Here is a 24,954-nt window from a genome sequence, read left to right as displayed (position 1 = left end):
TCAGGCGCCGAGGAGCGCGCGCTGGAACTCCTGCGTGAACGCCTGGTCCTCTTCGGCCGAGAGGGTGCGGAATGCGTGCACGGTCTTGAGCGTGTCGGCGTTCGGGAAGATGAGCTGGTTCTGCGCGAGCGCCGGATCGATCGCGGCGGCCGCCTCGGCGGCGCCCTCGACCGGCGTGACGTAGTTCACGTAGGCGGCGACCTCGGCGGCGACCTCGGGCTCGTAGTAGTAGTTCATGAGCTTCTCGGCGTTGGCCTTGTGGGTCGAGCCCATCGGCACGACGAAGGTGTCGTTCCAGATCGTGCCGCCCGATTCGGGCACGATGAACTTGAACTTCTCGTAGCCGACCTCGCCGTTGAGCAGCGTGATGTCGCCCGACCAGCAGATGGCCGCGAGCGTGTCGCCGTTGGCGAGATCCTCGGTGTACGAGTTGCCCTTGACGTTGCGGATCTGCTTGTTCGAGAGCTGCTTCTCGAACTCGTCCATGGCCTTGCCGAACTCGTCGGCGCCCCACTTCGAGTCGGTGATGTCGACGCCCTGCTCGAGCAGGATGAGGCCGATCGTGTCGCGCATCTCCGACAGCACGCCGACACGGCCGGCGAGCTCGGCGCTCCAGAGGTCGGAGACCTGCTTCAGCTCGCCGACCTGCTCGGTGTTCCAGGCGATTCCGGCGAAGCCGCCCTGCCAGGGCAGCGAGTGCTTGCGACCGGGGTCGAAGTCGGGGTTCGCGAGCGTGGAGACCAGGTTCTTGGCGTTGGGGATATTGGCCTTGTCGAGCTCCTGCACGTAGCCGGCCTTGACGAGGCGCGCGACCATCCACTCGGTGAGGCAGACCGTGTCGGCGCCGATGTCGGCGCCCTTGAGCAGCTGGTCGCGCACCTTGGCGAAGTAGCTGTTGTTGTCGTCGACGTCTTCGCGGTAGTCGACCTTGATGCCGGTCTGCTGGGCGAACTTCTCGAGAGTCGGGTGCTTCTTCGCGTCGTCGACGTCGAGGTAGTCGGGCCAGTTCGCCCAGACCATGCTCTTGTCCTTGGCGGAGTCGTCGGTCGCCGGCTTCAGCTCGGCGGCCGGAGTCGAGCAGGCGGCGAGGGCGAGCGCGCCGGCGCCGATTCCCGCTCCGGCGAACACCTGACGGCGGGTGAGCTGGGTGCGTCGCGCCTGCTGAACGAGCTGGCGGATCACCGGGTCGGCGGGAAGGGGTCGGGTCATCGGGGTCTCCTCGGCGTGACACGGCCCGGCGGCCGTGGGTCGATAGTGACACAAGCCCGCATTCCCGACTAGGCATGAGCCGCGGATCTCTCCGTTTCGAAACATAGATTTCACGCGATCACGCGCGAAGTCCTTCGAAGACGGGGCGGATCGGTCGAGCTCGCGACGACTCACCACGGTGTGCGCACCCGGACGACGTCACGCCCCTCGACCCGCCAGGCTTCGTCGTGACGCGGGTCGAGGGGCGGCAGCGGGCGTCGGATGCGCGTCAGCGCGCGCACATCCGCGGCGGTGGCGGCGTGCACCAGCAGGATCCCGCCGCGACGAGCGCGATCGAGCCCCGCGTAGTCGGCGAGCCAGTCGTCCACGTCGCCGACGACGACCGTGCCCGCCGGAGCGACGCCGCCCTGCCGGTCGAGTTGGTCGAGCGTCATCGCGGGGGTGCCGAGCCGACGGAGCCCGCGCAGCACCTCGTCCGGACGGCCGCTCACGACCGCCAGCGCCGCCGTCGGCTCGATCCTGACCCGCGAGACGACGGGAGCAGCGGGTGCGACCGCACCAGTCCAAGCGATCTGCACTTCGGCGCCGTCCCAGATCCCCGATCCCGGTCGCCGCCGGACCGAGAAGTCTCGGCCCTCTCCCCCGGCGATCACGTGATCCTCGCGCGATGGCAGAGCCAGCAGCAGCCGGCGATCGATCACCGCCGAGAGCGCGGAGACCCCGCTGAGCGGACGCGACGCACCGAGCACCAGCGCTCCGCCGGCGATCTCGAGGGTCCGTGCCGCGCGCACCAGGAGTGCCGCGAAGTCGCCACGACCCTCGTCGCCCGCGTCATCGAGCAGGCGGTCGACGTCGTCGACGAGCAGCACGGGCCGCGACCCGGATCCGGCGACCGTCGTCACGGTCTCCGCGGTCCGCAGGGCGACGGCCCACGCGTCCGCGAGCGTGCGCGGCACCACGATCGCGTCCGAGCCGGCGGCCGCGGCGATCGCGGCGATCGCGGTGCTCGTGCCGGCTCCGCGCCCGCCGATGATCAGCAGATGCCCGTCTTGGCCGGGATCGTAGGCCGCGACGCCGATCCTCTGCTGCTCGGGAAGATCGACGAGCCCGAAGGCGAGCCCGCCGGAGGGCGCTGACGGGAGGTCGGATCTCTCGACACGCGGCGGCAGACCGGGCGTCCAGAACGCGGGCGCGGTCGGCGCGCCGCGCCAGGAGCGCACGACCGCATCGACGTCCCGCTCGGTCGCCCGCGCGACCTGCAGCGGAACCGGGCGGCCCTCGACCGCGAGCACTCCGCGGCCGCGCGGAAGCGCGGGAAGCTCGGCGGCGACGGCGCTGCCGATCACGGAGCTGCTGTCGTGGCGGTTGTTGACACGCAGACTGAGGCGCAGCGTGGCGTTGGCGAGCACGGCATCCTTGACGATCCCCGCCGGGCGCTGCGTGCACAGGACGAGGTGGATGCCGAGTGAGCGACCGCGCGCCGCCAGATCGGTGATGACCGATCCGAGCTCGGGCTGCTCGGTGATCAGCGCGGCGAACTCGTCGACCACGACGACGAGTCGGGGCAGGACCCCGGCGGCGAGCTCCTCGATCGAGCGCACCCGCTCCTGGGCCAGCACCCGCTCTCGGCGCAGCAGCTCGGTGCGCAGACTCACGACCGCCCGGCGCGCCGCGGGGGCGTCGAGGTCGCTGAGCACGCCGGAGACGTGCGGGAGCGCTTCGAGCGGGGCGAAGGCGGCGCCGCCCTTGAAGTCGACGAGCAGGAAGCTGAGGTGCGCGGGCGCGGTGCGTGCGGCCATCCCGAGCACCCAGGTCACCAGCAGCTCGCTCTTGCCGGAGCCGGTGGTGCCGCCGACGATCGCGTGCGGGCCGTCGCCGACCAGGTCGACGAGCACGGGAGCCCCGGCGCCGTCGACGCCGATCGGCGTGGCCAGGGAGCCGTCATCCGCTGCGTGATGGACGAGGTCGGCGTACGCGACGGACTCGGGCAGTCCGGTCCCGTCTCCGACCGCCCAGGTCGACTCCGCGAACTCGGCCGCGGCCTGCGCCGCCTGGGCCCGGCTCAGCCGCCGCGGCCGGAACCCGGGCAGCGTGCGATCTCCGCTTGAATCCACCAGACGGCTGTCGCGCTCGCCGACCAGCAGACGGACGCCAGCGCCCGTGGCGTTCGCCGACGACCCGATCCGGATCTCGCGGGACGGGCCTCGGAGCACCCAGGCCGGATCGGCGTCCGGCGATGCAGTTCCCTGGAGTAGGTCGGCGCCCGGCGCCCGCCCCGGTGTCGCCAGCCGGTGCGGCAGTGTCGAACTCCACGGCTCGTCCGGCGGTGACTGGATGCTCCAATCCGTGGGCAGAGCCACCGCACAGCTCAGAGCGAGGGCCCGCCGCACCGCGGCGATCTCGATGCCCGTGTCATCGCCGTCGATCGCGACCGCGACGCCGTGATCGGCTTCGACGACGACCGGCGCCAGCACCAGCTCGACGCGGCTGATCAGATCCCGCGCTTCGGCGGCGAGGGGCGCCGGCAGTGCGTCGATCTCGGCTCGCGACCACTCCAGCGCCGAGGGCAGGAGCGCCGATCCGAGCGTCACGAGCGGCATCGGCTCGCGGTCGGCGACCATCGCCGACGCCGTTCGCCGTGTCGGCCGTGCCGCCGCCAGCGCGATGCGCTCGGTCTCGGCGCGGAGGTGCGCGACGACCTCGTCTTCGAGCAGGCGGAGCTCGCGGCGCACTCTGACCGCCTCCTCGCGACGCCGGCGCCGTGCGCTCACGCGACGGTCGAGCAGGCCCGCCAGCGCCAGGACCGGGCTCAGGAGCCCGAGCAGCAGCGAGAAGATCGACTGCGTCGCGGCCCAGAGCACCACTGCCATGACGAGCGGGGCGAGCGCGCCGAGCAGCGGCAGGCCGGAGCGCGATGGGGGCGCCGCGACCCTCGGCAACGTGAAACGGCGAGGCTGGAGCAGGAGAGGCACGCGGCCAGTCCACCCCGAGCGCCGCTCTCGCGGGACGCCGGGCAGGTCATCCGGGGAGAAGTCGTGGATGCCGATCGTGGGGAGGGATCAGCTCACGACGAAGAACTGCTCCCCGATGTCGACCCGCGTTCCGCGCGACACGAGATAGCGACGGCCCGGCTCACAGCGACGCGGCTCCGAGTCGGGCGGCCGGATGACCGTGCCGTTGGTCGAGTAGCGGTCGCTCACCCAGAAGCGCCCCGAGTCCTGACCGAACTCGAGGTGGGTCTTCGAGACCGACTTGCCGGCGTCGAAGAGGGGAACGAGCTGATCCATGAACTCCGCCGGCTGCGCCGAGGGGTTGCGGCCGATCAGCCCGCTGCCGCTCACCGTGAACGACTCGCCCGTCGAGAACTGCAGAACCCAGCTCGCCGGTCGCGGGGCGCGACTGACCAGACGGGTGTCCTCGAGATCGATGGCCACCTCGCGCTGCCCGTCGGGCAGCTGCGGGAGGCCCGGCGCGAACTGCGGACGCGCGACGGGGATGTCGGGGACGGGCAGCAGCGGCTCGGCCGAGGGCGCCGACGGCGCCGCGGGCGCCGGGAGCGGAATCGATGCGACCGGCTCGGGTGACGGCGAGGCGGGCGTCGGAGCAGGAGCCGGAGCCGATGGCAGCGAGGATGCCGCGAGCGGCGGCTCGTCGAGCGCCGGAGCGCCCGGCGACGACGGCATCACCGGCGCCCCGGCGAGCGGCGGCTCGTCGAGCCGCGGCGTGGGCGTCTCGGCCGGCTCCGGAGCCGAGGCGACCACGGGGTCGGGATCCGGCGGCGCGGCGGGGCTCGGCGGCGTCTCCGGCGCAGCGACGGCGTTCGGCAGGGTCGGCGGGGTCTGCGCCGAAGCAGCACCGCTGTGCCGTCCCGTCGGAGGCGCGGCAGCTGATGCGTCCGCTGCCGCCGCCGAGTCGGGCAGCTCCACCGGCACCGGGCGCGGCGGCCGCGCGGGGACGCCGGCGAAGGGCACCTCCGCCGGCGACGCGGGACCGAGGTCCGCGACCACCGCCGGAACCGCCACGGGGACCGCGCCGGCGGGTCGCCCGCACTCGCCGCAGAACAGCGCACCGGCAGGCAGGGCGCTGCCGCAGAATCGGCAGTTCATCGTCGGGTCCTCCTGCCTCGCAGCAGCCTCCGCACAGAGTAGCCGCCGAGCGATCGCAACGAGATGCGCGCGCGGATGCGCTGCCATCGGGTGAGTCCCCGGTCGAGTGCGTTGTCGAGCTCGCGCAGGGCGCGCCACATCCGGTCGGCCTCGGCCGGCGCGATCACGTCCGACGAGAAGACGGCGCGGTCGGCGACGGCCGCGAGCGTGCGCGACTGCGCGAGTCCCACCGATTCCGCGAATTCCGTGCGTGTCGAGGCGGGGATGTCGGCGAAGCCGCGATCGATGGCGGCGTCGCGGAACTCGTCCCAGGCCCCGCTGATCCGCACGAGCGGCTCGCGCGCGCGGCGACGCAGGCGTCGACGCCGCGCCTTCGCCGCGACGACCACGAGGAACGGCGAGGCGAGCAGACCGAGGAGGAGCGCGATCGGACCGGCGATGCGCAGCACGGCGAGGATCACCTGCAGCCAGGCGTCGTCGGGCGCGTCCGGCTCCTGCGTCGTGTCGGGCGTGTTCTGGGTGGTGCGCGGGTCCGGCTCGTCCGGCGGGGGCTCGACCGGCGTCTGGGGTCGCGAGATCTGCGTCGGGTCCTGCGGCGGCGCGTCGGGGATCGGCCGGACGGCCGGCACCGGGTCGAGCGCGACCCAGCCGTACTCGGCCGTGTTCACCTCGATCCACGCCGAGATGTCGGAACCGAGGATGACGCCGGGGTGCTCGTCCGACGGCACGAAGCCGACGACGACACGGGACGGGAATCCGATCTGGCGGGCCATGAGTGCCGCCGCGACGGCGTACTGCTCGGCGTCGCCGATCATCAGCGGCGAGGTCAGCAGGTCGCTGATGCGCTCGGCGGAGTGCCCGGAGCGGCTCGGCGGGTCGGTCGGGGCGATCCCGTGGCTGATGTAGCCGTCGCGACGGAGCCCGTCGAGCACGGCCTGCAGGGCCCGCCCCGGCGACGTCTGACCCGCTGTGTAGTCCTCGACGCGGGTGCCGACCGCGTCGGGCACCGAGACGGGGGCGGGAACCCGGGCTGAGCCGGGAGTCGCGGCGGCGAGCTGCGACGAGGTCGGGGTGATGGGCTCCACCGCGTCGAGCCGGTAGCTGTCGTCCGCGCCGAGGCCGCCGAGCACGGCGCCGGTGCCGCTGACGCGGTCGAAGTAGAAGCGGCCGCGCAGCTGCTGCGCGTCCGATCCGGAGAAGTCGACCGAGGTGAGGTCGCCGACGGTCGGCAGCCAGACGCCGCGGTAGTCGACGACCTGGATGTCGACCGACACCGACTGCCCCCGCTCGTTCGAGCGGTCGATGCTGGTGGGCACCCGCACGAAGCTGCCGGATCCGCCGTCGGCGTTGCCGGTGCCGCTGCGATAGACCACGCCGTCGTAGGCGTCGAGTGTCGCGATGCGGATGCGCTGGCCGTCGGCCAGGCCGCTCACCCGCAGCATGGTCTGCTCGTCGGCGCCGTCTTTGAGGTAGCCGCGGAAGGCGGCGAGCGGGCTCGCGTAGTCACGCGGGTCGAAGGGCTGCACGACCGCGGTGCGCAGTACGGTGCGGGGCACGCCGGGTGCGATCTGCACGGCCGCGGCACCCGCTCCGGCCCCGGCGATGAGCAGGATGGCGACGGCGGCGGCGAGGGAGCGTCCGCCGATCGAGCGCTCGGAGGCCGCCGCCGAGGAGCCGAGAAGACGGCGGACGGCCTCGCGGCGCCGGGCGGCACGACGCCAGACGCACCAGAGCAGCGCGACCGCGAGCGTGCCGCCGGCGAGAGCTCCGCCGAAGGCGGCGCGTTCGGGTCCGAAGGCGATGCCGACCACGAGCACGGCGGCGGCGGGGATCGCGCCGAGCTCGCCGTGCCGCGCTCGGAGTCCGATCGAGAGCCCGATCACCGTCGCGACCAGGAGCGAGACGAAGGCGGGCACGAGCAGCGCCTGGTAGTCGCCGACCGGCAGGGTGATCGTCAGCAGCTGACGCCAGCCGAGCGCGACGCCCGACACGAGGGCGGTGAGCCCGTCGAGGGTCGGCACGACGCCGCGCGTGGTCTGCGAGGGCACGGCGAGCGGGACGCCGGTCGCGATGAAGGCGATGAAGGTCGCGAGCATGAGCGCCCAGGCGCGCCAGTGGAAGACGGCGCCGAGCACGGCGATGGCGGTGCCGAGCAGCACGGCGCCCACGGCGGCGACCACGTAGCTCGGGTCGCGGTAGACGGGCCAGAACCCGGCGGCCCCGATCGCGATGAGCGCCCAGAACAGCAGGACCGTCACGATGGCCGAGAGCGGACGGAGCCGCATCCCCACTCGGGAGCTCCCCCGAGCGGAGGAGACGGTGCGGGCGCTCATGAGACCGCCGCCGCTCGGGCGAGCGCCTGCCGGAGGTCGTCGAGCAGGCCGACGCGCAGCACGTTGAGGCCGGGCACCCGACGCAGACCGGGGCGGGCATCCGGGTCGCAGACGACCGCGACGACCTCGACATCGGCCGGAAAGGCCGCGGATGCGGCGCGCAGCTCGGCGAGCGGGGTCGGAGACCCGGTCACCAGGAACGCGATCGAGACGCCGGTCACCGTGTCGGAGATCACCCGGGCGACGTCGCGGACGGGCAGCGCGTTCTCGTCGGAGGCGACGACGGCGAGGTCGTCGAGGAGGCGTCCCGGGCGCACGGTCGACAGCGGGCGCACGGCGTAGACCCGGCGCTTCGCGAACTCGGGGGTCTTCTCGCCCACCACGACCGAGACGGTGCGACCGTCGCGGATGGCGCGCACGCCGAGGCTGCCGGCGACGCTGACCGCGAGCTCGAACTCCTCGTCGTCGAGGAAGTCGCCGCGGGCGGTGCTGAGTCCGACCACGAGATGGCTGCGGCGGGTCTGCTCGAACTGCCGCACCATGTAGGTGCCGGTCTTCGCGGTCGACTTCCAGTGGATGTAGCGGCGGTCATCCCCCGCCTGGTATTCGCGCAGCGCGTGGAAGGACACGTCGCTGGGCGTGAGGTCGGTGGTCGCCGCGCCTTCGAGGTCGCGGATGAGCCCGGTGCTGGTCGACGGGACGGCGATCGTGCGCGGGTGCACGACGAGCTGCTCGCGTCCGGTCCAGATGAGCTCACGCCGCACCAGGCCGATCGGGTCGGCCCGCACGGTGTGCACGGGGCCGATCGGCACGACGCCGCGCCGTGCCGTCGGAACCGCGAACTCGTGCCGGTGCACGGCATCGCGACGCAGGCTCGGGATCGCGGCCTCGGCGAGCCCCTCGCCGACGGGGATCTCAGCGGTCGCGCCGAGCGAGCGGTGGCTGCCGGTGCTGCGCACGCTGATCGCCGCCGTCGCCGGTTCGCCCACGACGACCTTGTGGCGTTCGAGCTCGAGCGTGACGGCGAAGGCGTTGCGGCCGATCAGCGACACGACCGCGACGAGCACCAGGACGACGGCGATCCAGAACAGCACGACGGCCTCGACCCAGCCGAGGAGCACGTAGCCGACGAGCCCTGCGGCGACGAGCAGCGCGAGCACGATCCAGCCGAGCGGGGTGACGACCGACGACACGCGTCGGCCGACCTCGCCGACCGCCGCGCCGACGCGCCGCCCGACGCGCACGACTCCCACCACCCCGTCGGCGAGCACGCCGGTGCGCGCACCCACGAGGCGGGTGCGCGTGTTGCTGAGCGTGTCGGTGCGGGTGTGCGGATCCAGCGGGCGGGTTCCGGTCCGCTGCGCCGGTCCGCGGGGCGACCCGGTCGATCGCGGGGAGCCGGAACCGCTCACACGGCTTGCCGATCGCTCGGCGGCGGGGTCTCGATGAGGATCTGCGAGATGACGCTCGAGGCGGTGACGCCGTCGAACTCCGCCTCGGGGTCGAGCACCAGGCGATGCGCGAGCACCGGCTCGGCGAGAGCCTTCACGTCGTCGGGGATGACGTAGTGGCGTCCCGACGCCGCCGCGAGGGTCTTCGAGGCGCGGATGAGCGCGAGCGCGGCGCGGACGCTGCCGCCGAGCCGCACCTCCGTGGCGGTGCGCGTCGCCTCGACGAGGCGCGAGACGTAGTCGTTGATCGTCGGGTCGACGTGCACGGTGCGGGCGAGGCGGGCCATCTCGACGACCTGCTGGGCGCCGATGACCGGGTCGAGGCGCACCTCGTGCGAGCGCGTGCCGGCCGATTCGAGGATGCGCAGCGTCGACGCGTGGTCGGGGTACCCGATCGAGGCCTTGAGCAGGAAGCGGTCGAGCTGCGCTTCGGGCAGGCGGTAGGTGCCGGCCTGCTCGATCGGGTTCTGGGTCGCGATCACCATGAAGGGCGCATCCACCGAGTGCTCAACGCCGTCGGCGGTGATGTGGCGCTCCTCCATGACCTCGAGCAGGGCGGCCTGGGTCTTCGGCGAGGCGCGGTTGATCTCGTCGGCGAGCACGATGTTCGCGAACACCGGTCCGAGGTGGAATTCGAACGCGCCCGTGCGCTGGTCGTAGATGCTGACGCCGGTGATGTCGCCCGGCAGCAGATCGGGGGTGAACTGGATGCGGCTGGAGCTGCCGTCGACGCTCTGCGCGATCGCGCGCGCCAGCGAGGTCTTGCCCGTGCCGGGCGAGTCCTCGAGCAGCAGGTGGCCTTCGCTGAGCAGGGCCACGAAGCCGAGGCGCACGACGAAGGTCTTGCCGACGAGCACCTGCTCGACGTTCGCGACGAGGCGCGCGAAGGTCTCCTGGTACCAGGAGGCCTGCTCGGCCGTCATGGTCACGCGCTGGGCGGGGGACGCCGTGGTTGCGTCTACCACTGATAGCTCCGTTCGTAGGTCTGTCCGCCGGAGGTGATCCGGAGGGTGAGCGGGTTCCAGCCGTTGACGAACGGCAGCGAGCTGTCGCCCGTGCAGCTGCCCGGCCCGGCGTCGGTCACGGCGAGCCAGGTGCCGCCCCCGTCGCAGCTGATCTCCACCTTCTCGTAGGCGGAGCTGAAGCTGGTGGAGGTCCACGACCATGTCGTGGTGAAGTTCAGGACGCCGTCGGGCGTGTCGTGGGCGTACCCGTCGATCGAGGCCTTCACCGGCACGCCGAGCTGATACGTGTCCGACCAGCTGGACGCGCAGAGCAGCCCGCCGGGCAGCTCGGCGTACGACTTGCAGCCGAGCACCTGGATCGACACGACCTTGCCGTACTGCGAGCCGTTGCCGGTCACGAGCGCGGGCCCGCTCGCCGGGTCGACGGCGGCGCTCTCGCTGCCGTCGACGCCGTCGGTGACGAAGCGGTACTTGACCTTGTCGTAGGCGCCCGCGGGCGAGATGGAGCTGCTGCCGAGGGTGAAGTCGCCGAGCCCGTCGGCGCGCACGGCGTTCGGGTCGGGGGCGATCGCGGTCACCGAGGTCACGCGCGGCGGCGCGACGCGCGGCGTGAACGAGATCGCGGCCGACGGCGTGCAGCCCTGACGGTTGTAGGCGAAGACGACGAGACGGTAGGTCGTGTCGGGCGTCAGACCCGTGAAGGTGGCGCTGGTCACCGGGGTGTCATCCGGGGTCGTGACGACCTGGTCGCCGGTCGGCGGCACGGAGACCTTCGGCATGCCGGTGTCGACCCCGGTGACGACGCAGGTCGGCGCCGTGCTGCCGAGGGCGTAGGCGACGGCGTAGTACCGCCGGATGTCGCGGCCGTTCGCCGAGAACACGCCCGCCCAGCCGATCGTCGCCTGGGTGGTGCCCTGACCGGATGCCGTCGGGGCCACGGTCGCGATCGGCGGCCCGGCCGGGGTCCCGGTGCCGTTCGCCTCGTTCCAGACCGCGAGCGAGTTCGGGGCGCCGTTGCGCGCACTGACGGTGTACCCGATCGAGCTGCCGTTGATGATGGAGGCGCCCGTGACCGAAGCCGAGTAGCCGGTTCCGGTGGCGTCGCCGGCGTCGACCGAGACGGTGCGCGACACGCCGCCGACCGTGACGACGTAATAGGTGATCGGGCTGCCGGCCGCATCGGCGTCGGGCTTGGTCCAGGTGACGCGCAGACCCTGGTCGAGCGGTGTGGAGCCGAGTCCAGTGGGTGCGGGAGGGATGATGTCCGACCAGATCGTGCCGGCCAGGCTGGTCGCATCCGATCGGCCGATCGCGTTGACCGCGGTGACCGCGACGCCGACCGCGTTGCTCGGCCCGTTGCCCGGCGTGGTCACCTTGCAGGCCGCGGGGCCGGAGCACTTGGTCGTGCTGATGACGCCGTCGCCGCGGGTGAGCGCGACCTCGTAGCCCGTGATGGGCGAGTTGTTCGCGGGCCCGGGCGAGAACGCGATGCGCAGGCTGCGGTCGCCGAACTCCGTCACCCGCACTCCGCTCACCGGATCGGGACGGTCCTGCACGGAGATGCGGACGCTGCCCCAGACGTAGCGGTCCGGGTCGCCGGTCGCATCCGCCACCTGGTACTGCAGCGTCGTGTCGCCGGGCAGCGCCGACGCCCCCACCTGCACGGTCAGCCGACTGCTGTCGGCGCTCGGGGTGACCTTGACGCCGGCCGGCAGCGAGGCCGAGTCGAGCCCGCGCACATCCACGACCCGCAGCGGGCTGCCGGGGAAGGGGTTGTTGGCGAGGTCGTTGGCGAGCACGTCGACGGTGGTGCTCTGACCGCGCTGCGCGATCGCCTGATCGGCGACCGGACGCACGAGCGGACGGGTCGACGACACGACCTTGAGCTGGATGCGCCCGGCGGTGCCGGTGTTCTCTCGGTCGCTCACCCCGAGCGTCACGGAGCTCTGGGTGCCCTTCGCCGCGGAGTCGGCGGCGGTGATGACCAGGCGCTGCCCGTTCACGACCACCCGGAAGCCGGTGGGGTTCGCTCCCGTCACGGAGTAGGTCAGCTCGTCGAGGTCTTTGACATAGGGGTAGTTGGTGAGGCGAACCAGGTCGAGCTCGCGCTGCTGGCCCGGCTCGAATTCGAGGCTCGCGCCCGTGAAGACGGGCGGCTGGTTCTGCCGCGGCTCGACCTCGATCGGCAGCGTCAGCACGGCGCTGCGCGTCTTCGGGTCGGCGGGGTCGCCGTCGGCGACCTCGAAGGAGATCGAGGCCGGCCCGAAGTACTGGTCGGCGGAGGTGTACTGCAGCGTGTCGTCGTCGAGGACGAGGCTGCCGCCGTTGGCGTGGGTCGCGCGCACCGAGCTGCGGTCGGCGAGGCGCACCTCGGATCCGCCGAGCGCGACGACGTAGTCGTTGAGGTCGATGCGCACGGTCGACTCGCTGCGCACCGTGATCTTCGGCGCTCGCGTGTTGAGCTGCGGGAGCGCGTCGTCGTAGCCGGGCACGCGCAGGAAGGCGTAGGCGCGCACGCTCGAATCCTTCGGGTGCACGACCGCGAAGGGGATGACCTGGCTGGCATCGCCGACCGTGACCCTGATCTTCTTGTCGGCGAGCACGCGGGCGTCGGAGGAGTAGCCGGGCAGCAGCTCGACCCCGAGGCTCGAGACGGCGCCATCGGCGAAGAACACGTTGTCGAGCACGGGGACGCTGATCGTGCGCTTGCCGAGCATGTCGGTGACGGTCAGCACGGTGTCGTCGGCGATCGGGCGCGACAGCGGGGCGTCGGTGGCGACGGTGAGGGTGATGAAGTCGGATGCGGTGCCGCCGGTCACGTTCTCGATCGAGTAGACCAGGCCGAACGACCCCTCGGTGCGGGGAACCTGCACGCGCACGTAGCGTCCGTCGACGACGTCCGCCGTGACCGTCTTGTCGTTGGGCGTCACGGCTGTGACGGTCAGCTGGCCGCCGTCGGGGTCGGAGTCGTTGTCGAGCACGGGGATCGTCACGGTGGCGCCGGGCCGCACGGTCACCGCGTCGGGCACGGCGACCGGGTTGCGCCCGGCTTCGACGCGGGCGGCGATGCCGACGCGGATCGTGCCGGTGGCACGGGCGCCGAGCCCGTCCATGACGGAGTAGGTGAAGGTGTCGGTGCCGCTCGAGTAGGCGCCGGCCTGGTACACGATGCCGGTCGCGGTCGTGGAGGTGACGGAGCCCTTCTCGGGGTTCGTCGCGAGGCCGAGCAGCTGCACGGAGTCGCCGTCCGGGTCGATGCCCGAGAGCGGGATGCGGATGTCGACGGTCTCGCCAGCGATCGCGCGCGCCGTCACCTGGCGCGGCACCGGCGGGTTGTTGGTGGCCGCGTCGCGCTCGCGCACCGAGATCTTGACCTCCGCCTGCGCCGTCTGGCCGAGCGAGCTGATCTGGTAAGCGGCGGTGAAGGTGCCGGCCTGCTTCGGCGCCAGGAAGCGCAGGTGATCTCCCGAGACGAAGAGCAGACCCGAGCCGGAGGGCACGTCGCGCGGCAGCACCGGGTCGAGTGTGATCTCCTCGCCGTCGGGCTGCTCGTCGTTGTCGAGCACCGGGATGTCGATGATGTCGCCGACACGCACGGTCGCCGTGTCGTCGCGGGCGATCGGCGGCTGCACGACGCTGGGGAACGGGATCTGCACGACGGTGATCGTGCCGGTCGCCTCGGCGAGCCCGTTGGTGATCCGGTACCCGAAGGTCACGGCCCCGTCGAGCGGTGTGGTGAGCGTGACCCGCACGGAGCGCTGCTCGAGCACCTCGGCCTGCAGCTGCCCGGCCGGCAGCTCGGTCAGCGCGGTGACGAGCAGCACGCCGCCCGCCGGGTCCTTGTCGCCGCCGGCCACGTCGATGGTCTCGCTCGCGAGCGGATGCACGAAGACCGTCTTCGGGATCGTGATCGGCTTCGCGTTGGCGTCCGGCGGCTGCAGCACCTCGACGCGCACCTGACCGGTCACGGTCTGGGTGCCGTCGGTGACGACGTATTCGAGGTTGTGCGTGCGCACCTGGTCGCTGACGAAGGTGAAGGTGCCGGAGTCGAAGCTCGGCACGACGGTCGCCCCCGATTTGGCGGGCACCGCGTTGAGACGCACGGCGCCGTTGCCGCCGCGCACGTGCTCGAGCGGCGACACCGTGATGGTCTGGCCGGCGTAGGCGATGACCGGGAAGGGGTCGGCGATGATGGGCACCTGACCGCTCGCCCGCACCGTGATCGCGAGCGATCCCGTGCCGTCGGCGGCGCCGTCGGAGACGACGAGGGTGACGGTCTTGAGCTCGCCGCCCTGGCCGAGGTCGGAGAACAGCACGGCGCCGTCCGGCTTCGAGCTGACCCGATCGGGTGCCGCGACCGAGGCGCTGCGCACGTACATCGCGTCGCCGTCGGGGTCGATCCAGTCGCCGAGCACCTGAGTCGTGACCTCGCCACCCGCCCGGACCGTGGTCTTCGACGCGCGCACCTGCACCGGCGGCGAGTTCTCCCCCGGCTGACGCACCGTCACCCGCACGGTCGCCGAGGCGCTGCCGCCGTGGCCGTCGGTGATCGTGTAGCGGAACACGATCACCCCGCTCGCCTCGCCCGGAAGGGTCAGCAGGAGCTGCTGGTTGCGGTTGATCAGGTCGAGGCGCCCCTGCTGCTCGGGCAGCGCGTCGGCCGAGTCGATGACGAGCACGTCGCCGTTGGGGTCGTAGTCGTTGAGCAGCACCGGCAGCACGGTCGCGCGCCCGGGGCGCGCGCCGAGCTCGTCGTCGACCGCGACCGGCGGCTCCTGCTTCTCGGCGACCTGCGGCGGGGTGTCCTCGTCCGCGTCGACCACCTGCTGCTGATCGTCCTTAGCGAGCAGATCCTTCCAGTTGTCGATCAGCTCACCGTCGTGCTGCACGGCCCAGCTGCGGCCGCTGCGCACGTCGTTCAGCACGAGCCGCTTGCCGTCGCGCACGAAGCTGAGAGCCGCCGACCCGCCGACGCTCTCGAGGTCGAGGTCGCGCGCCGAGGAGCCGGTGCACTGGCGCCAGGCCGCGCCCGCGTTCCAGGCCGCGTAGCGGCAGTCGCCCAGCACGACCGGCGCCGCGGGCGTCCCGCCGCCGGTGGTGACGATCCGGCGCACTGACCCGTCGCCGAAGGGCACCGACACGAGGCCCGCGCTGCCCGCGACGAGCACGGAGTCCGCCGCCGCCGCCGTCGGCTCCTGCACGACCGCGCTGCCCGCGCTGCCGAGCGCCGCCGGCAGTCCGACCACGCCGCGATCCTGCAGCGCGATGCGGCGCGCATCCGCATCGAGCACGGCCCAGCGCCCCGCCACCGCGGTGATGCCGTAGCTGTCGTCGTCGCGGGGCAGGTCGACCGGCCAGCGGCTGTCGGCTTTGAGCTCGCCGGCGCCCGCATCCACCCGGAACACCTCGCCCGTCGCCGGGCCGTAGGCCCAGAGCACGCCATCGGGGTCGACCGTCGCGACGGCGCCCTTGCCGAAGGTCAGCTGCGCCTCGGCCGAGGGATCGAAGCTCTGCAGGTCGGTCACCGGCACGATCCAGACCTCGCCGGTGCCGCGCGCCATGATGACCACGCTGCCGCCCGCGAGCCACGCCTCCGGCTGCTCCGGGGGCAGCGCGACGGTCTCGCCGAGCTCGCCGGTGGCCGGATCGAGCACATCGAGCGAGGCGTTGCTGCGGTCGACGACGAGCACGGTGTCGTCGTCCTGCAGCACCTCGACGTCGGTGCCGGTCGTGCGCACGACCGAGTCGAGCTCGCGGATCTGCGTGTTGACGCGCCCGACGGCCTGCTCGGCGTCGTTCACGACCCACACGCTGCCCGGGTCGAGGTCGAGCTGCTGCGCCGAATAGCCGTTCGAGAGGATCGCGCCCGCCGCCACGACGGCCGTGATCACGGTGCCGCTCAGGGCGGTCGCGACGGCCCCCTTGCGGGCCGCGAGCCAGCGTCGCATGTCGATCTCAGCCCGCCACGATGTCGACGCACTTCGTCGAGCTGGGTTCGCCGGCGCGTCCGCCCCGGTTGACCGTCACGGTGATGCAGACGGTCGCGCCGGGGGCGGCGTCGACCTTGAAGGAGTTCGCCTGCTGGAAGCTCGGGGTGTCGTCGTCGACGGCGACCGAGTAGCGGTCACCCGATCCGAGCCCGGGATCATCCCAGCTGAAGCGCACCGTGCCGTTCGACTGCGTGTCGCGGATGTCGGCCACGCGCGGGATCGACTGCGCGTCCTGGGTCGAGTACACGAGCACGCCGACGATGACTCCGATGACCGCGACGAGCGCCGCGATGGTCGCGATCAGCCAGCCGTTCGCACCGCGACGCGATCCGACGCCGCTCCGTCCCGACGACGGGATCGCCCCGCCCGATTCGCGCGGCGCGCTGCGGTTGGCCGGCGCCTCGTCGACCCCGCCGAGGGCCGCGGCGGCGCGGCGACGACGACGGCCTTCCTTCACCGGCGCCGCGGCGCCCGGCGCCGCACGCAGCCGGGTGCGCTCCCCCAGATCGCCCGCGGTCGACAGCGCCCACTCGTCCATCGCGAGCTCGATGGGCGTCTGAGCGACGCCGAGCTCCGACTCCACCAGCTGAAGCTCGCGCACGACCTCGATGACGCTCGACGGCCGCTGCTCGGGGCGACGCGACATCGCCCGGCGCAGCGCCTGCTCCAGGCTCGCCGGCACATCGGGTCGGCCGATCGGCTGCGGCTTCGCGCGGTTGATCCGGCCCATCAGATCGGCCGAGCTGTTCGCGCCATCCGGGATCTCGAACGGCGAACGCCCGGCGAGCAGCGAGTAGATCGTCGCCGCGAAGGCCCAGACCTCCGAGGCGACCGTGCCCGTGGTCTCGTCCAGGAGCACCTCGGGAGCCGACCACGGGATCGAGAGCCCGATCGACTCCTCGATCGTGTCGGTGCTGAGGGTCGAGGCGATGCCGAAGTCGCTCAGCACGGGGTGGCCGTAGGCGGTCAGCAGGATGTTCGACGGCTTGATGTCGCGGTGCAGCACGCCCGTGCGGTGCGCGGTCTCGATCGCGCTGCCGATCGCCACGGCCACCCGCAGGATCTCGGGCACGGGGATGCGCTCGCGCCGGTAGCGCTCGCTCAGCATCGCCGAGCACAGCTCCATGACCAGATACGGCCGCCCGTCGGCGGAGACGCCGGCCGAGTGCACCGTCAGCACCGAGGGGTGCGCGCTCACCTGACCCATCAGGTTCGCCTCGGCCTGGAACATCTGGCGCACGTTCTCGTTGACGACCTCGTTGAGCAGCACCTTGACCGCGACCTGCCGTCGCGGCATGTTCTGCTCGTAGAGGAACACGTCGGCGAAGCCGCCGGATCCGAGGATGTGGACGAACGAGAACCCGGGCAGCACGGGAGGCTGGGACGGCAGACGGCGCGCCAAGATCGTCCCCCTCTCCTCGAGACTCCTTGCGATTGTAGGCAGGAGGTGCGCTGCATCCCGGCCGCCACCCCCGAACGGGGGGACTCGTCGCGCCGCCCCGGATCGGGGGACGCAGGACCGGCGGCCGGGCACCGCCGGGAGGATCAGACGACGTCGACGATGAGCACGGTGATGTTGTCGCGGCCCCCGGATGCGAGGGCGGCGTCGACGAGCGCGTCGGCCGTCACCAGGGGGTCGAGACCGGCGCTGAGGTGCAGCCGGATGTGGCCGTCCTCGACCTCGCGGGTGAGCCCGTCAGAGCAGAGGAGCAGGCGCATCCCGCTCTGCACCGGGATGCGCGTGAAGTCGGGCTCGGGATGCTCGGCGAAGCCGAGGGCCCGGGTGATGACGTTGCTCTCCGGGTGGAACTCGGCCTCGGCCTCGCTGATGGCGCCGGCGTCGACGAGCTCCTGCACGACGGAGTGGTCGACCGTGATGCGGCGCAGCTCGTTGTTCGCGAAGCCGTAGGTGCGGCTGTCGCCGAGGTTGAAGACCAGCAGCTCTGCTCGCTCCTCGCCCGCGGCGAGCACGACGCCGGTGACGGTGGTGCCGGCGCCCGCGGGCACCCCGGCGGCGACCTCGGCGATATCGGCGACCGCATCCTCGAGGTGGGCGATGACCTCGTCCTCGGTGCCGAGCGCGCCGCGCTCGTGCTCGTCGAGGCGCACGACGGCGGCCTTCGACGCGAGATCGCCCGCCGCGTGGCCGCCCATCCCATCGGCGACGGCGAACAGCGGCGGCTTGACCACGGCGCTGTCCTCGTTGTTCTGTCGGCGGCGGCCGATGTCGCTCGCGACGCCCCACGCGAGCCGCACCGGCTCCGCCCCGTCGACCTCGATCGCGATCTCGCCCGTGTACTCGCCCAGCACCGTCATCGCGGTTCCTCCCCGTCCTGCGGCGCGGCGACTCCGGGCGCCAGCACCTCGAGGGCGACACCGTCGCCCAGCTCGATCACCGTACCCGCCGGAACGACCGCCGACTCCCCCGGCCCCAGCGTCCGCACCGTCGTCCCGGGCGCGATCACCCGCGTTCCGTTCGTGGAGCGGAGGTCGCGCACGACCACGGCCGACCCCACCTCGGTGAGCTCGACATGCGCCGAGCTCACCTCCCCGAGCGGCGAGACGACGGGGACGAGGATCGGCGGCGGACCGTCGGGGATGCGCGGCGCCCGCGGCGCGCGGCCGACGATGATCGGCGCGCCCAGCGGCAGCGGAGCGGATCCGGCGACGCTCACCCGGTGGGTCAGGTGCGCCGAGGTCCGCGGAGCGCGCGGGGCCGGCGGCGACGCGGCGAGTCCGGCCGGCTCGCGCAGCAGACGGTGGCGGGTCTCGGTGCTCAGCTGCACCGTGTCGTCGAGGTCGTCGATGCGCACCGGCGGCGGCGAGAGCGGCATCACGGCGCCCGGCCGGGTGTCCTCGTCGTCCGGGTGCATCTCCCCATCATCCGCCATCGCGGAGCCGGGGAGACGGATCCGTCCACAGGGCGACGCGTCCCGCGGTCGGACGACCCGGCGACGGCAGGGGCGGTCGCGGCGTGATTCCCGACTCGTCGCCGCCGCTCCGGTTCGGATTCCGTGGCAAGTCAGTCGACATCCTGCGGATCCGCTTGTCTCGACCCCGCGGCGCTGTCATGATCTGGGCATGGCACCCCGTTCGCGCCCGCTCGTCCTCGACGATGTGTCGAAGGCGATCATCGAGCAGCTGCAGACCGATGGACGACGCTCCTACTCCGAGATCGGCAAAGCCGTCGGTCTCAGCGAGGCCGCCGTCCGCCAGCGCGTGCAGAAGCTCACCGACGCCGGCGTGATGCAGGTCGTGGCGGTGACCGACCCGATGCAGCTCGGGTTCTACCGCCAGGCCATGATCGGCATCCGCGTCTCCGGCGACACCACCGCGGTGGCCGAGGAGATCGGCGCCATCCCGGCCGTCGACTACGTCGTCCTCACCGCAGGCAGCTTCGACATCCTCGCCGAGGTCGTCTGCGAGAACGACGACGACCTGATCGACCTGCTCAACAAGCGGATCCGCGGGATCGACGGGGTGCAATCGACGGAGACGTTCGTCTACCTGCGACTCCACAAGCAGTTCTACAACTGGGGAACACGGTGATACCGATGACCGACACCACGACGACGCTGAACGAGGCCGCTCTTCAGCAGAAGGCCAAAGACCACCTCTGGATGCACTTCTCGCGCCAGTCGACGATGGAGAACGGCGTTCCCATCATCGTCAAGGGCGAGGGCCACCACATCTGGGACTCGAAGGGCAAGCAGTACATCGACGGACTCTCCGGCCTGTTCGTCGTCGCTGCCGGCCACGGCCGCCGCCGCCTCGCCGAGGTCGCCGCGAAGCAGGCCGAGGAGCTCGCCTTCTTCCCGATCTGGAGCTACGCGCATCCCGCCGCGATCGAGCTGGCCGACCGCCTGGCCGACTACGCGCCGGGCGACCTCAACCGCGTGTTCTTCTCCACCGGCGGCGGCGAGGCGGTCGAGACCGCCTTCAAGCTCGCGAAGTACTACTGGAAGCTGCAGGGCCGTCCGACCAAGCACAAGGTCATCTCGCGCTCGGTCGCGTACCACGGCACCCCGCAGGGCGCCCTGGCGATCACCGGCATCCCCGCCATGAAGGAGATGTTCGAGCCGATCACCCCCGGCGGCTTCCGCGTGCCGAACACGAACGCGTACCGCGCGAACGAGATGGGCTTCGTCGGCGACGCGCAGGGCGCCGACGCCGAGGCCTTCGGGCTCTGGGCGGCGAACCGCATCGAGGAGATGATCCTGTTCGAAGGCCCCGAGACCGTCGCGGCCGTGTTCCTCGAGCCGGTTCAGAACTCGGGCGGATGCTTCCCGCCGCCGCCGAGCTACTTCCGCCGGGTGCGCGAGATCTGCGACCAGTACGACGTGCTGCTCGTCTCGGACGAGGTCATCTGCGCCTTCGGCCGCATCGGCCACATGTTCGCCGCGGACGCCTACGGCTTCCAGCCCGACATGATCACCTGCGCCAAGGCGATGACCTCGGGGTACTCGCCGATCGGCGCGACGATCATCAGCGACCGCATCTACGAGCCCTTCCGCACCGGCAACACGAGCTTCTACCACGGCTACACCTTCGGCGGGCATCCCGTCTCGGCGGCCGTCGCCCTCGAGAACCTCGACATCTTCGAGGAGGAGGGCCTGAACGAGAACGTGCGGCAGAACTCGCCGCTGTTCCGGGCGGCGCTCGAGCGGCTGACCGATCTGCCGATCGTCGGCGACGTGCGCGGCGACGGGTACTTCTTCGGCATCGAGCTCGTGAAGGACAAGGCGACGAAGGAGACCTTCGACGACGACGAGTCGGAGCGCCTGCTGCGCGGATTCCTCTCCAAGGCGCTCTACGACGCCGGCCTGTACTGCCGCGCCGACGACCGTGGAGACCCCGTCATCCAGCTCGCTCCGCCGCTCACGATCGGACCGAAGGAGTTCGACGAGATCGAGGGCATCCTGCGGGGCGTGCTGACCGAGGCGTGGACGCGCCTCTGACCGACTGACGCGCTGCCGCGCCCTGCGCGAGGATCATGACGGCCCGGGATGCTCATCCCGGGCCGTCATGTCATGTTCGGAAACATTTCGGCGATTCGGGGAATGGAATCCGGGTCCATGCGATTGCATGGATTCATGACCACTCAGACTCACCCCGACTTCGCCACCGGCATCTGGAAGCTCGACCCCACGCACTCGACGATCGACTTCAGCGTGCGCCACCTCGCCATCAGCAAGGTGCGCGGCAGCTTCGAGACCTTCGACGTGACCATCACCGCCGGCGAGACCGCCGCCGACCTCGCGGTCGAGGCCACGATCGACGTCGCGAGCGTCAACACCAACCAGGCCCAGCGCGACGAGCACCTGCGCACGAGCGACTTCTTCCAGGTCGACGAGCACCCCACCGCGACCTTCCGCTCGACCTCCGTCGTGCTCGACGGCGACGATTTCACGGCCGAAGGCGAGCTCACGCTGCGCGGCGTGACCAAGCCCGTCACCCTGAAGGGAGAGCTGGGCGGCGTCGTCGTCGACGGCTACGGCCAGACCAAGGCCGGACTCGAGGCGAAGACCAAGATCAACCGCCACGACTTCGGCGTCAGCTGGAACGCCGCCCTCGAGGCCGGCGGCGTCACCCTCGGCGACGACGTCACGCTCACCTTCGAGCTGCAGTTCGTCCTGCAGAAGTAACGACCTCCGCTTCCCCTGAGAGGGCGGCTCCCGCGATCGCGGGAGCCGCCCTCTCTTCGTAGCGTCGAGGCATGAGCACCGCATCCGCCCCCTCGTCGTTCCCCCGTCGCACGACCGGGACCGGTCCCGCTGCCGCGATCGGCATGCTCGTCGTGTTCCTGGCGATCTCCTTCGCCGTCGCCGCGCTCGGCTCGCTCGCCACCCTGCAGAACGTGCAGGGCTGGTATGCGGATGCCGACAAGGCCTTCTGGACGCCGCCCAACGCCGTCTTCGGACCGGTCTGGACGGCGCTCTACTCGCTCATGTCGGTCGCCGCCTGGCTCGTCTGGATGCGACGGGATCACGACGGCGCGGCCGGGCGCCGGCTCGCCCGGCGCGCGCTCGGGGCGTACGTCGCCCAGCTCGTGCTCAACGCCGTCTGGACGCCGGTCTTCTTCGGGCTCTACCCGTTCGCCGGGCCGGCGGCGCTCTGGATCGGGCTGGCGATCATCCTGCTGCTCGACGTCGCCGTGCTGGTGACGATGCTGCGCTTCTGGCCCGTGCGCCGGCTCGCCGCCGTGCTGCTGATCCCCTACTGGGCCTGGGTGCTCTACGCGACGACCCTCAACGCCGCGCTCGCGGTGCTGAACCATCGGTGAGCCCGAGCCCCTCGATACGGTCGCGCAGTGACCCCAGATCGGGTGGCAGCTCTTCCGCGCACGCACACGAATGCTGGCCTCGAGAGACCAACGTGGCTAATGTTAGGCGTGTTGACTGTGTGAATTCCGGGGGGACACGCCAATGACGATCGATTCACGGACCAGACTCGGAGCGGCGCTCGCCCTCCTTCTCGCCGTCGTCACCGCTGCGACGGTCCTGATCGCACCGGCGGAGCGAGCTGAAGCGGCGAACGCCGCGGAGTTCGATCCCGGCTACATCATCAGCGATGAGCGGTTCTTCGACTACAACTCGATGTCGGTGGCCGAGATCCAGGCCTTCCTCGCCGACAAGGAACCCGCCTGCACGTCCAATCCCATCTACCCCTGCCTGAAGAACTACGTCGGGCAGACCAACTCGCGCGCCGCAGCCGGCGCGGGTCATTGCACGGCGTACGACTCGTACGGCACCGAATCGGCGGCGACGATCATCTACCGGGTCAGCCAGGCCTGCCGCATCAACGCCCAGGTCCTTCTCGTGATGCTGCAGAAGGAACAGGGCTTCATCACGTCCAACGCCCCGACCGCCTACATGTACCAGCGGGCCATGGGCTACGCATGCCCCGACAACGCCCCGTGCGACTCTAAGTACTTCGGCTTCTTCAACCAGGTGTACTCAGCCGCGTGGCAGCTGCGGCAGTACACGCTCAAGCCGGGAAGCTGGTCGTACCGGATCGGCGCCAACGACATCCTCTACAAGCCGGTGCCGAACACCTGCGATCCGCAGCGCGCGCGAGTGAACATCCAGAATCAGGCCACGGCGAACCTGTACATCTACACGCCCTACGTGCCGAACAGCGCGGCGCTGGCGAACCTCTATGGCGTCGGGGACAACTGCTCGTCCTACGGCAACCGCAACTTCTGGCGCTACTTCAGCGACTGGTTCGGCTCGCCGACCTCCGCGGGTCCGCGCCAGATCAACGCCGAGTACGCCGTGCAGGGCGGCGCCAACGGGCCGCTCGGACTGCCGACCAGCAGCTACATCACGATCCCGCAGAACGGCGGAGGTCTGGGCCGCGCTTACAACGGCGGATCGATCTACTGGACCGGATCGACTGGTGCCGCACCGGTCTACGGCAACATCCTCACCTACTACTTCCGATTCGGCGGCGCCGCCGGCGAACTCCAGTGGCCGAACACGCGCATCTATCCGATGGCCGCCGGAGACGTCGCAGGACAGGGCCAGAGCTACTCGAGCGGGATGACGGTGTACACCTCGCCCGCCGGCACCTACCGAGTCGTCGGAGCGATCCGAGGGGCTTACTGGGCCGCAGGCGCCGCGACGGCGACGACGGGCTTCCCCCAGGCCGAAGCGAGTTGCGCTGGTGCGCTCTGCTCGCAGAAGTTCGGCGGAGGTGTCGTGTACGGCACGGGCCAGGCCACCGCCGGATATCAGTTCGTCCCCGCGGTGATCGACGCCGGATACGTCAAGGCCGGCGGTCCCTCCGGCGCAGTCGGACTCCCGACGAGCGCGGCGAGCATCGCCTCGAGCGGCGCAGCGCAGGGTTTCGCGAAGGCATCCATCTACGCGGGGTCCGGCCTGGACGCGCAGGTCGTCCGCGACGAGATCCGCTCCGCCTACTGGGGAGTCGGCGGGTCCGGCTCCTGGCTCGGATGGCCGACGTCGGCTCAGAGCTGCGCCGCGGGATCGTGCACCCAGAGCTTCCAGAACGGCGTGATCTCGATCAAGCAGGGCACGGCGGGGGCATCCATCTCCTCACCCGCCATCGACACCGCGGCGCAGGGACTCGGATCGCCCACCTCGGCGGTTCAGCCGGTCGGCTCGGCCGGAATCGCACGAGCCTACGAGAAGGGCTCCGTCTACCTCCGTGCAGGAGCCAGCACCGCCTACGCGGTGTCCGGAGAGATCAGGTCGCGCTACTTCGCGAACGGCGGCGCGACCGGAGCTCTCGGATGGCCCACCTCGGTGACCGTCTCGGGTTCGACCACCACAGTCGGCTTCGAGCGCGGGGCCATCACGTCCCCTCGCGCGGGTGTCAGCTACCTCGTGAGCGGCGCCGTCAACACCGCCTACGTCGCGCTCGGCGGCGCGACCGGCAGCCCGGGCCCGGCCACCTCCGAGGCCAGCCGCATCAGCTCGAACGGCGGCGGAATCGGTCAGGCTTTCACTGCCGCATCGATCTACCAGCGCGATGGCGTCACCACCGCCTTCCCGGTGTCGGGCGAGATCCGGACTCGCTACTTCAGCGGAGGCGGCGCCGCCGGCGCACTCGCCTGGCCGACCTCGCAGGTGATCACCAGCGCGGCGAACGGAGGGGGCACCGCACAGTCGTTCACCGGCGGCTCGATCTACCAGTCTGGTTCCGGAGCGTTCGCTGTCACCGGCGCGACCCGCGACGCGTACTGGGCCCGCGGCGGATCCGATGGCACGCTCGGGTGGCCGACGAGCGAGATGACCTGCACCCCGACCCTCTGCACCCAGAAGTTCCAGAAGGCGACGATCCAGTGGAGCCTCGCCGGCGGCGCCGTGGTCGTCTGACACCGACTCATCCGATGCCGAAGGGCTGCCGCATCGAGTCGCGGGAGCCCTTCGGCATCG

General features: G+C 71.6%; 15 protein-coding genes. 5 read left to right on the top strand and 10 right to left on the bottom strand.

Features of this window, described 5'->3' with window-relative positions:
- From FJ657_RS09235 to FJ657_RS09190, 10 genes are all read right to left on the bottom strand, one after another.
- Positions 1-1,209: an ABC transporter substrate-binding protein gene (locus tag FJ657_RS09235; protein ID WP_141163360.1), complete on the bottom strand. Its 1,209-nt coding sequence runs from the start codon at positions 1,207-1,209 to the stop codon at positions 1-3.
- Between the two features lie 170 nt (positions 1,210-1,379).
- The gene (locus FJ657_RS09230) at positions 1,380-4,181 is read right to left on the bottom strand and encodes an FtsK/SpoIIIE domain-containing protein (protein ID WP_141163359.1); all 2,802 of its coding nucleotides are present in this window, start codon (positions 4,179-4,181) and stop codon (positions 1,380-1,382) included.
- A gap of 87 nt (positions 4,182-4,268) precedes the next feature.
- The gene (locus tag FJ657_RS09225; RefSeq protein ID WP_255447237.1) at positions 4,269-5,216 is read right to left on the bottom strand and encodes an FHA domain-containing protein; all 948 of its coding nucleotides are present in this window, start codon (positions 5,214-5,216) and stop codon (positions 4,269-4,271) included.
- A 95-nt stretch (positions 5,217-5,311) separates the two neighbouring features.
- Entirely contained in the window at positions 5,312-7,600 is a 2,289-nt protein-coding gene (locus tag FJ657_RS09220; protein ID WP_141163358.1) for a transglutaminase-like domain-containing protein, read from the bottom strand.
- A 44-nt stretch (positions 7,601-7,644) separates the two neighbouring features.
- Positions 7,645-9,060 carry a DUF58 domain-containing protein gene (locus FJ657_RS09215; protein ID WP_255447236.1) on the bottom strand — a complete coding sequence of 472 codons (1,416 nt, stop codon included), beginning with the start codon at positions 9,058-9,060 and terminating at the stop codon, positions 7,645-7,647.
- Entirely contained in the window at positions 9,057-10,028 is a 972-nt protein-coding gene (locus FJ657_RS09210; RefSeq protein WP_141163964.1) for an AAA family ATPase, read from the bottom strand. The genes FJ657_RS09215 and FJ657_RS09210 overlap by 4 nt, the downstream gene beginning before the upstream one ends.
- Before the next feature lie 29 nt (positions 10,029-10,057).
- Positions 10,058-16,012 carry an Ig-like domain-containing protein gene (locus FJ657_RS09205; protein ID WP_141163357.1) on the bottom strand — a complete coding sequence of 1,985 codons (5,955 nt, stop codon included), beginning with the start codon at positions 16,010-16,012 and terminating at the stop codon, positions 10,058-10,060.
- 7 nt (positions 16,013-16,019) lie between these two features.
- Entirely contained in the window at positions 16,020-17,456 is a 1,437-nt protein-coding gene (locus FJ657_RS09200) for a serine/threonine-protein kinase (protein WP_141163356.1), read from the bottom strand.
- Between the two features lie 143 nt (positions 17,457-17,599).
- Complete coding sequence (locus FJ657_RS09195; RefSeq protein WP_141163355.1) at positions 17,600-18,370, bottom strand: PP2C family protein-serine/threonine phosphatase; 771 nt, start codon at positions 18,368-18,370, stop codon at positions 17,600-17,602.
- Complete coding sequence (locus FJ657_RS09190) at positions 18,367-18,927, bottom strand: FHA domain-containing protein (RefSeq protein ID WP_181408927.1); 561 nt, start codon at positions 18,925-18,927, stop codon at positions 18,367-18,369. Before FJ657_RS09190 ends, FJ657_RS09195 begins: the two co-directional genes overlap by 4 nt.
- Positions 18,928-19,135: 208 nt before the next feature.
- Between FJ657_RS09190 and FJ657_RS09185 the strand changes: the two genes are divergently transcribed.
- The 5 genes from FJ657_RS09185 (at position 19,136) to FJ657_RS09165 (ending at position 24,894) form a co-directional block, all read left to right on the top strand.
- Positions 19,136-19,603 carry an Lrp/AsnC family transcriptional regulator gene (locus FJ657_RS09185; RefSeq protein WP_141163353.1) on the top strand — a complete coding sequence of 156 codons (468 nt, stop codon included), beginning with the start codon at positions 19,136-19,138 and terminating at the stop codon, positions 19,601-19,603.
- Between the two features lie 5 nt (positions 19,604-19,608).
- Complete coding sequence (locus tag FJ657_RS09180) at positions 19,609-21,012, top strand: aspartate aminotransferase family protein (protein WP_141163352.1); 1,404 nt, start codon at positions 19,609-19,611, stop codon at positions 21,010-21,012.
- Between the two features lie 135 nt (positions 21,013-21,147).
- Positions 21,148-21,699, top strand: coding sequence for a YceI family protein (locus FJ657_RS09175; RefSeq protein ID WP_141163351.1), 552 nt, complete (start codon positions 21,148-21,150; stop codon positions 21,697-21,699).
- Between the two features lie 71 nt (positions 21,700-21,770).
- Positions 21,771-22,337, top strand: coding sequence for a TspO/MBR family protein (locus tag FJ657_RS09170; RefSeq protein ID WP_141163350.1), 567 nt, complete (start codon positions 21,771-21,773; stop codon positions 22,335-22,337).
- 142 nt (positions 22,338-22,479) lie between these two features.
- Positions 22,480-24,894 (top strand): LasA N-terminal domain-containing protein, encoded by a 2,415-nt coding sequence (locus tag FJ657_RS09165; RefSeq protein ID WP_141163349.1) that lies wholly within the window; start codon positions 22,480-22,482, stop codon positions 24,892-24,894.
- Positions 24,895-24,954 lie beyond the last annotated feature (60 nt).

The organism is Schumannella soli, assembly GCF_006517435.1.
Lineage (GTDB): Bacteria > Actinomycetota > Actinomycetes > Actinomycetales > Microbacteriaceae > Schumannella > Schumannella soli.
Note: the sequence above shows the minus strand (reverse complement) of the source record. Positions and strands in the feature narration are given on the sequence as shown.

Bases quoted from the DNA above. Each gene is read 5' to 3' on its own strand.
- FJ657_RS09235 (WP_141163360.1), bottom strand. From the start codon at position 1,209: ATGACCCGACCCCTTCCCGCCGACCCGGTGATCCGCCAGCTCGTTCAG.
- FJ657_RS09220 (WP_141163358.1), bottom strand. From the start codon at position 7,600: ATGCGGCTCCGTCCGCTCTCGGCCATCGTGACGGTCCTGCTGTTCTGG.
- FJ657_RS09205 (WP_141163357.1), bottom strand. From the start codon at position 16,012: ATGCGACGCTGGCTCGCGGCCCGCAAGGGGGCCGTCGCGACCGCCCTG.
- FJ657_RS09195 (WP_141163355.1), bottom strand. From the start codon at position 18,370: ATGACGGTGCTGGGCGAGTACACGGGCGAGATCGCGATCGAGGTCGAC.
- FJ657_RS09190 (WP_181408927.1), bottom strand. From the start codon at position 18,927: ATGCACCCGGACGACGAGGACACCCGGCCGGGCGCCGTGATGCCGCTC.
- FJ657_RS09185 (WP_141163353.1), top strand. From the start codon at position 19,136: ATGGCACCCCGTTCGCGCCCGCTCGTCCTCGACGATGTGTCGAAGGCG.
- FJ657_RS09180 (WP_141163352.1), top strand. From the start codon at position 19,609: ATGACCGACACCACGACGACGCTGAACGAGGCCGCTCTTCAGCAGAAG.
- FJ657_RS09175 (WP_141163351.1), top strand. From the start codon at position 21,148: ATGACCACTCAGACTCACCCCGACTTCGCCACCGGCATCTGGAAGCTC.
- FJ657_RS09170 (WP_141163350.1), top strand. From the start codon at position 21,771: ATGAGCACCGCATCCGCCCCCTCGTCGTTCCCCCGTCGCACGACCGGG.
- FJ657_RS09165 (WP_141163349.1), top strand. From the start codon at position 22,480: ATGACGATCGATTCACGGACCAGACTCGGAGCGGCGCTCGCCCTCCTT.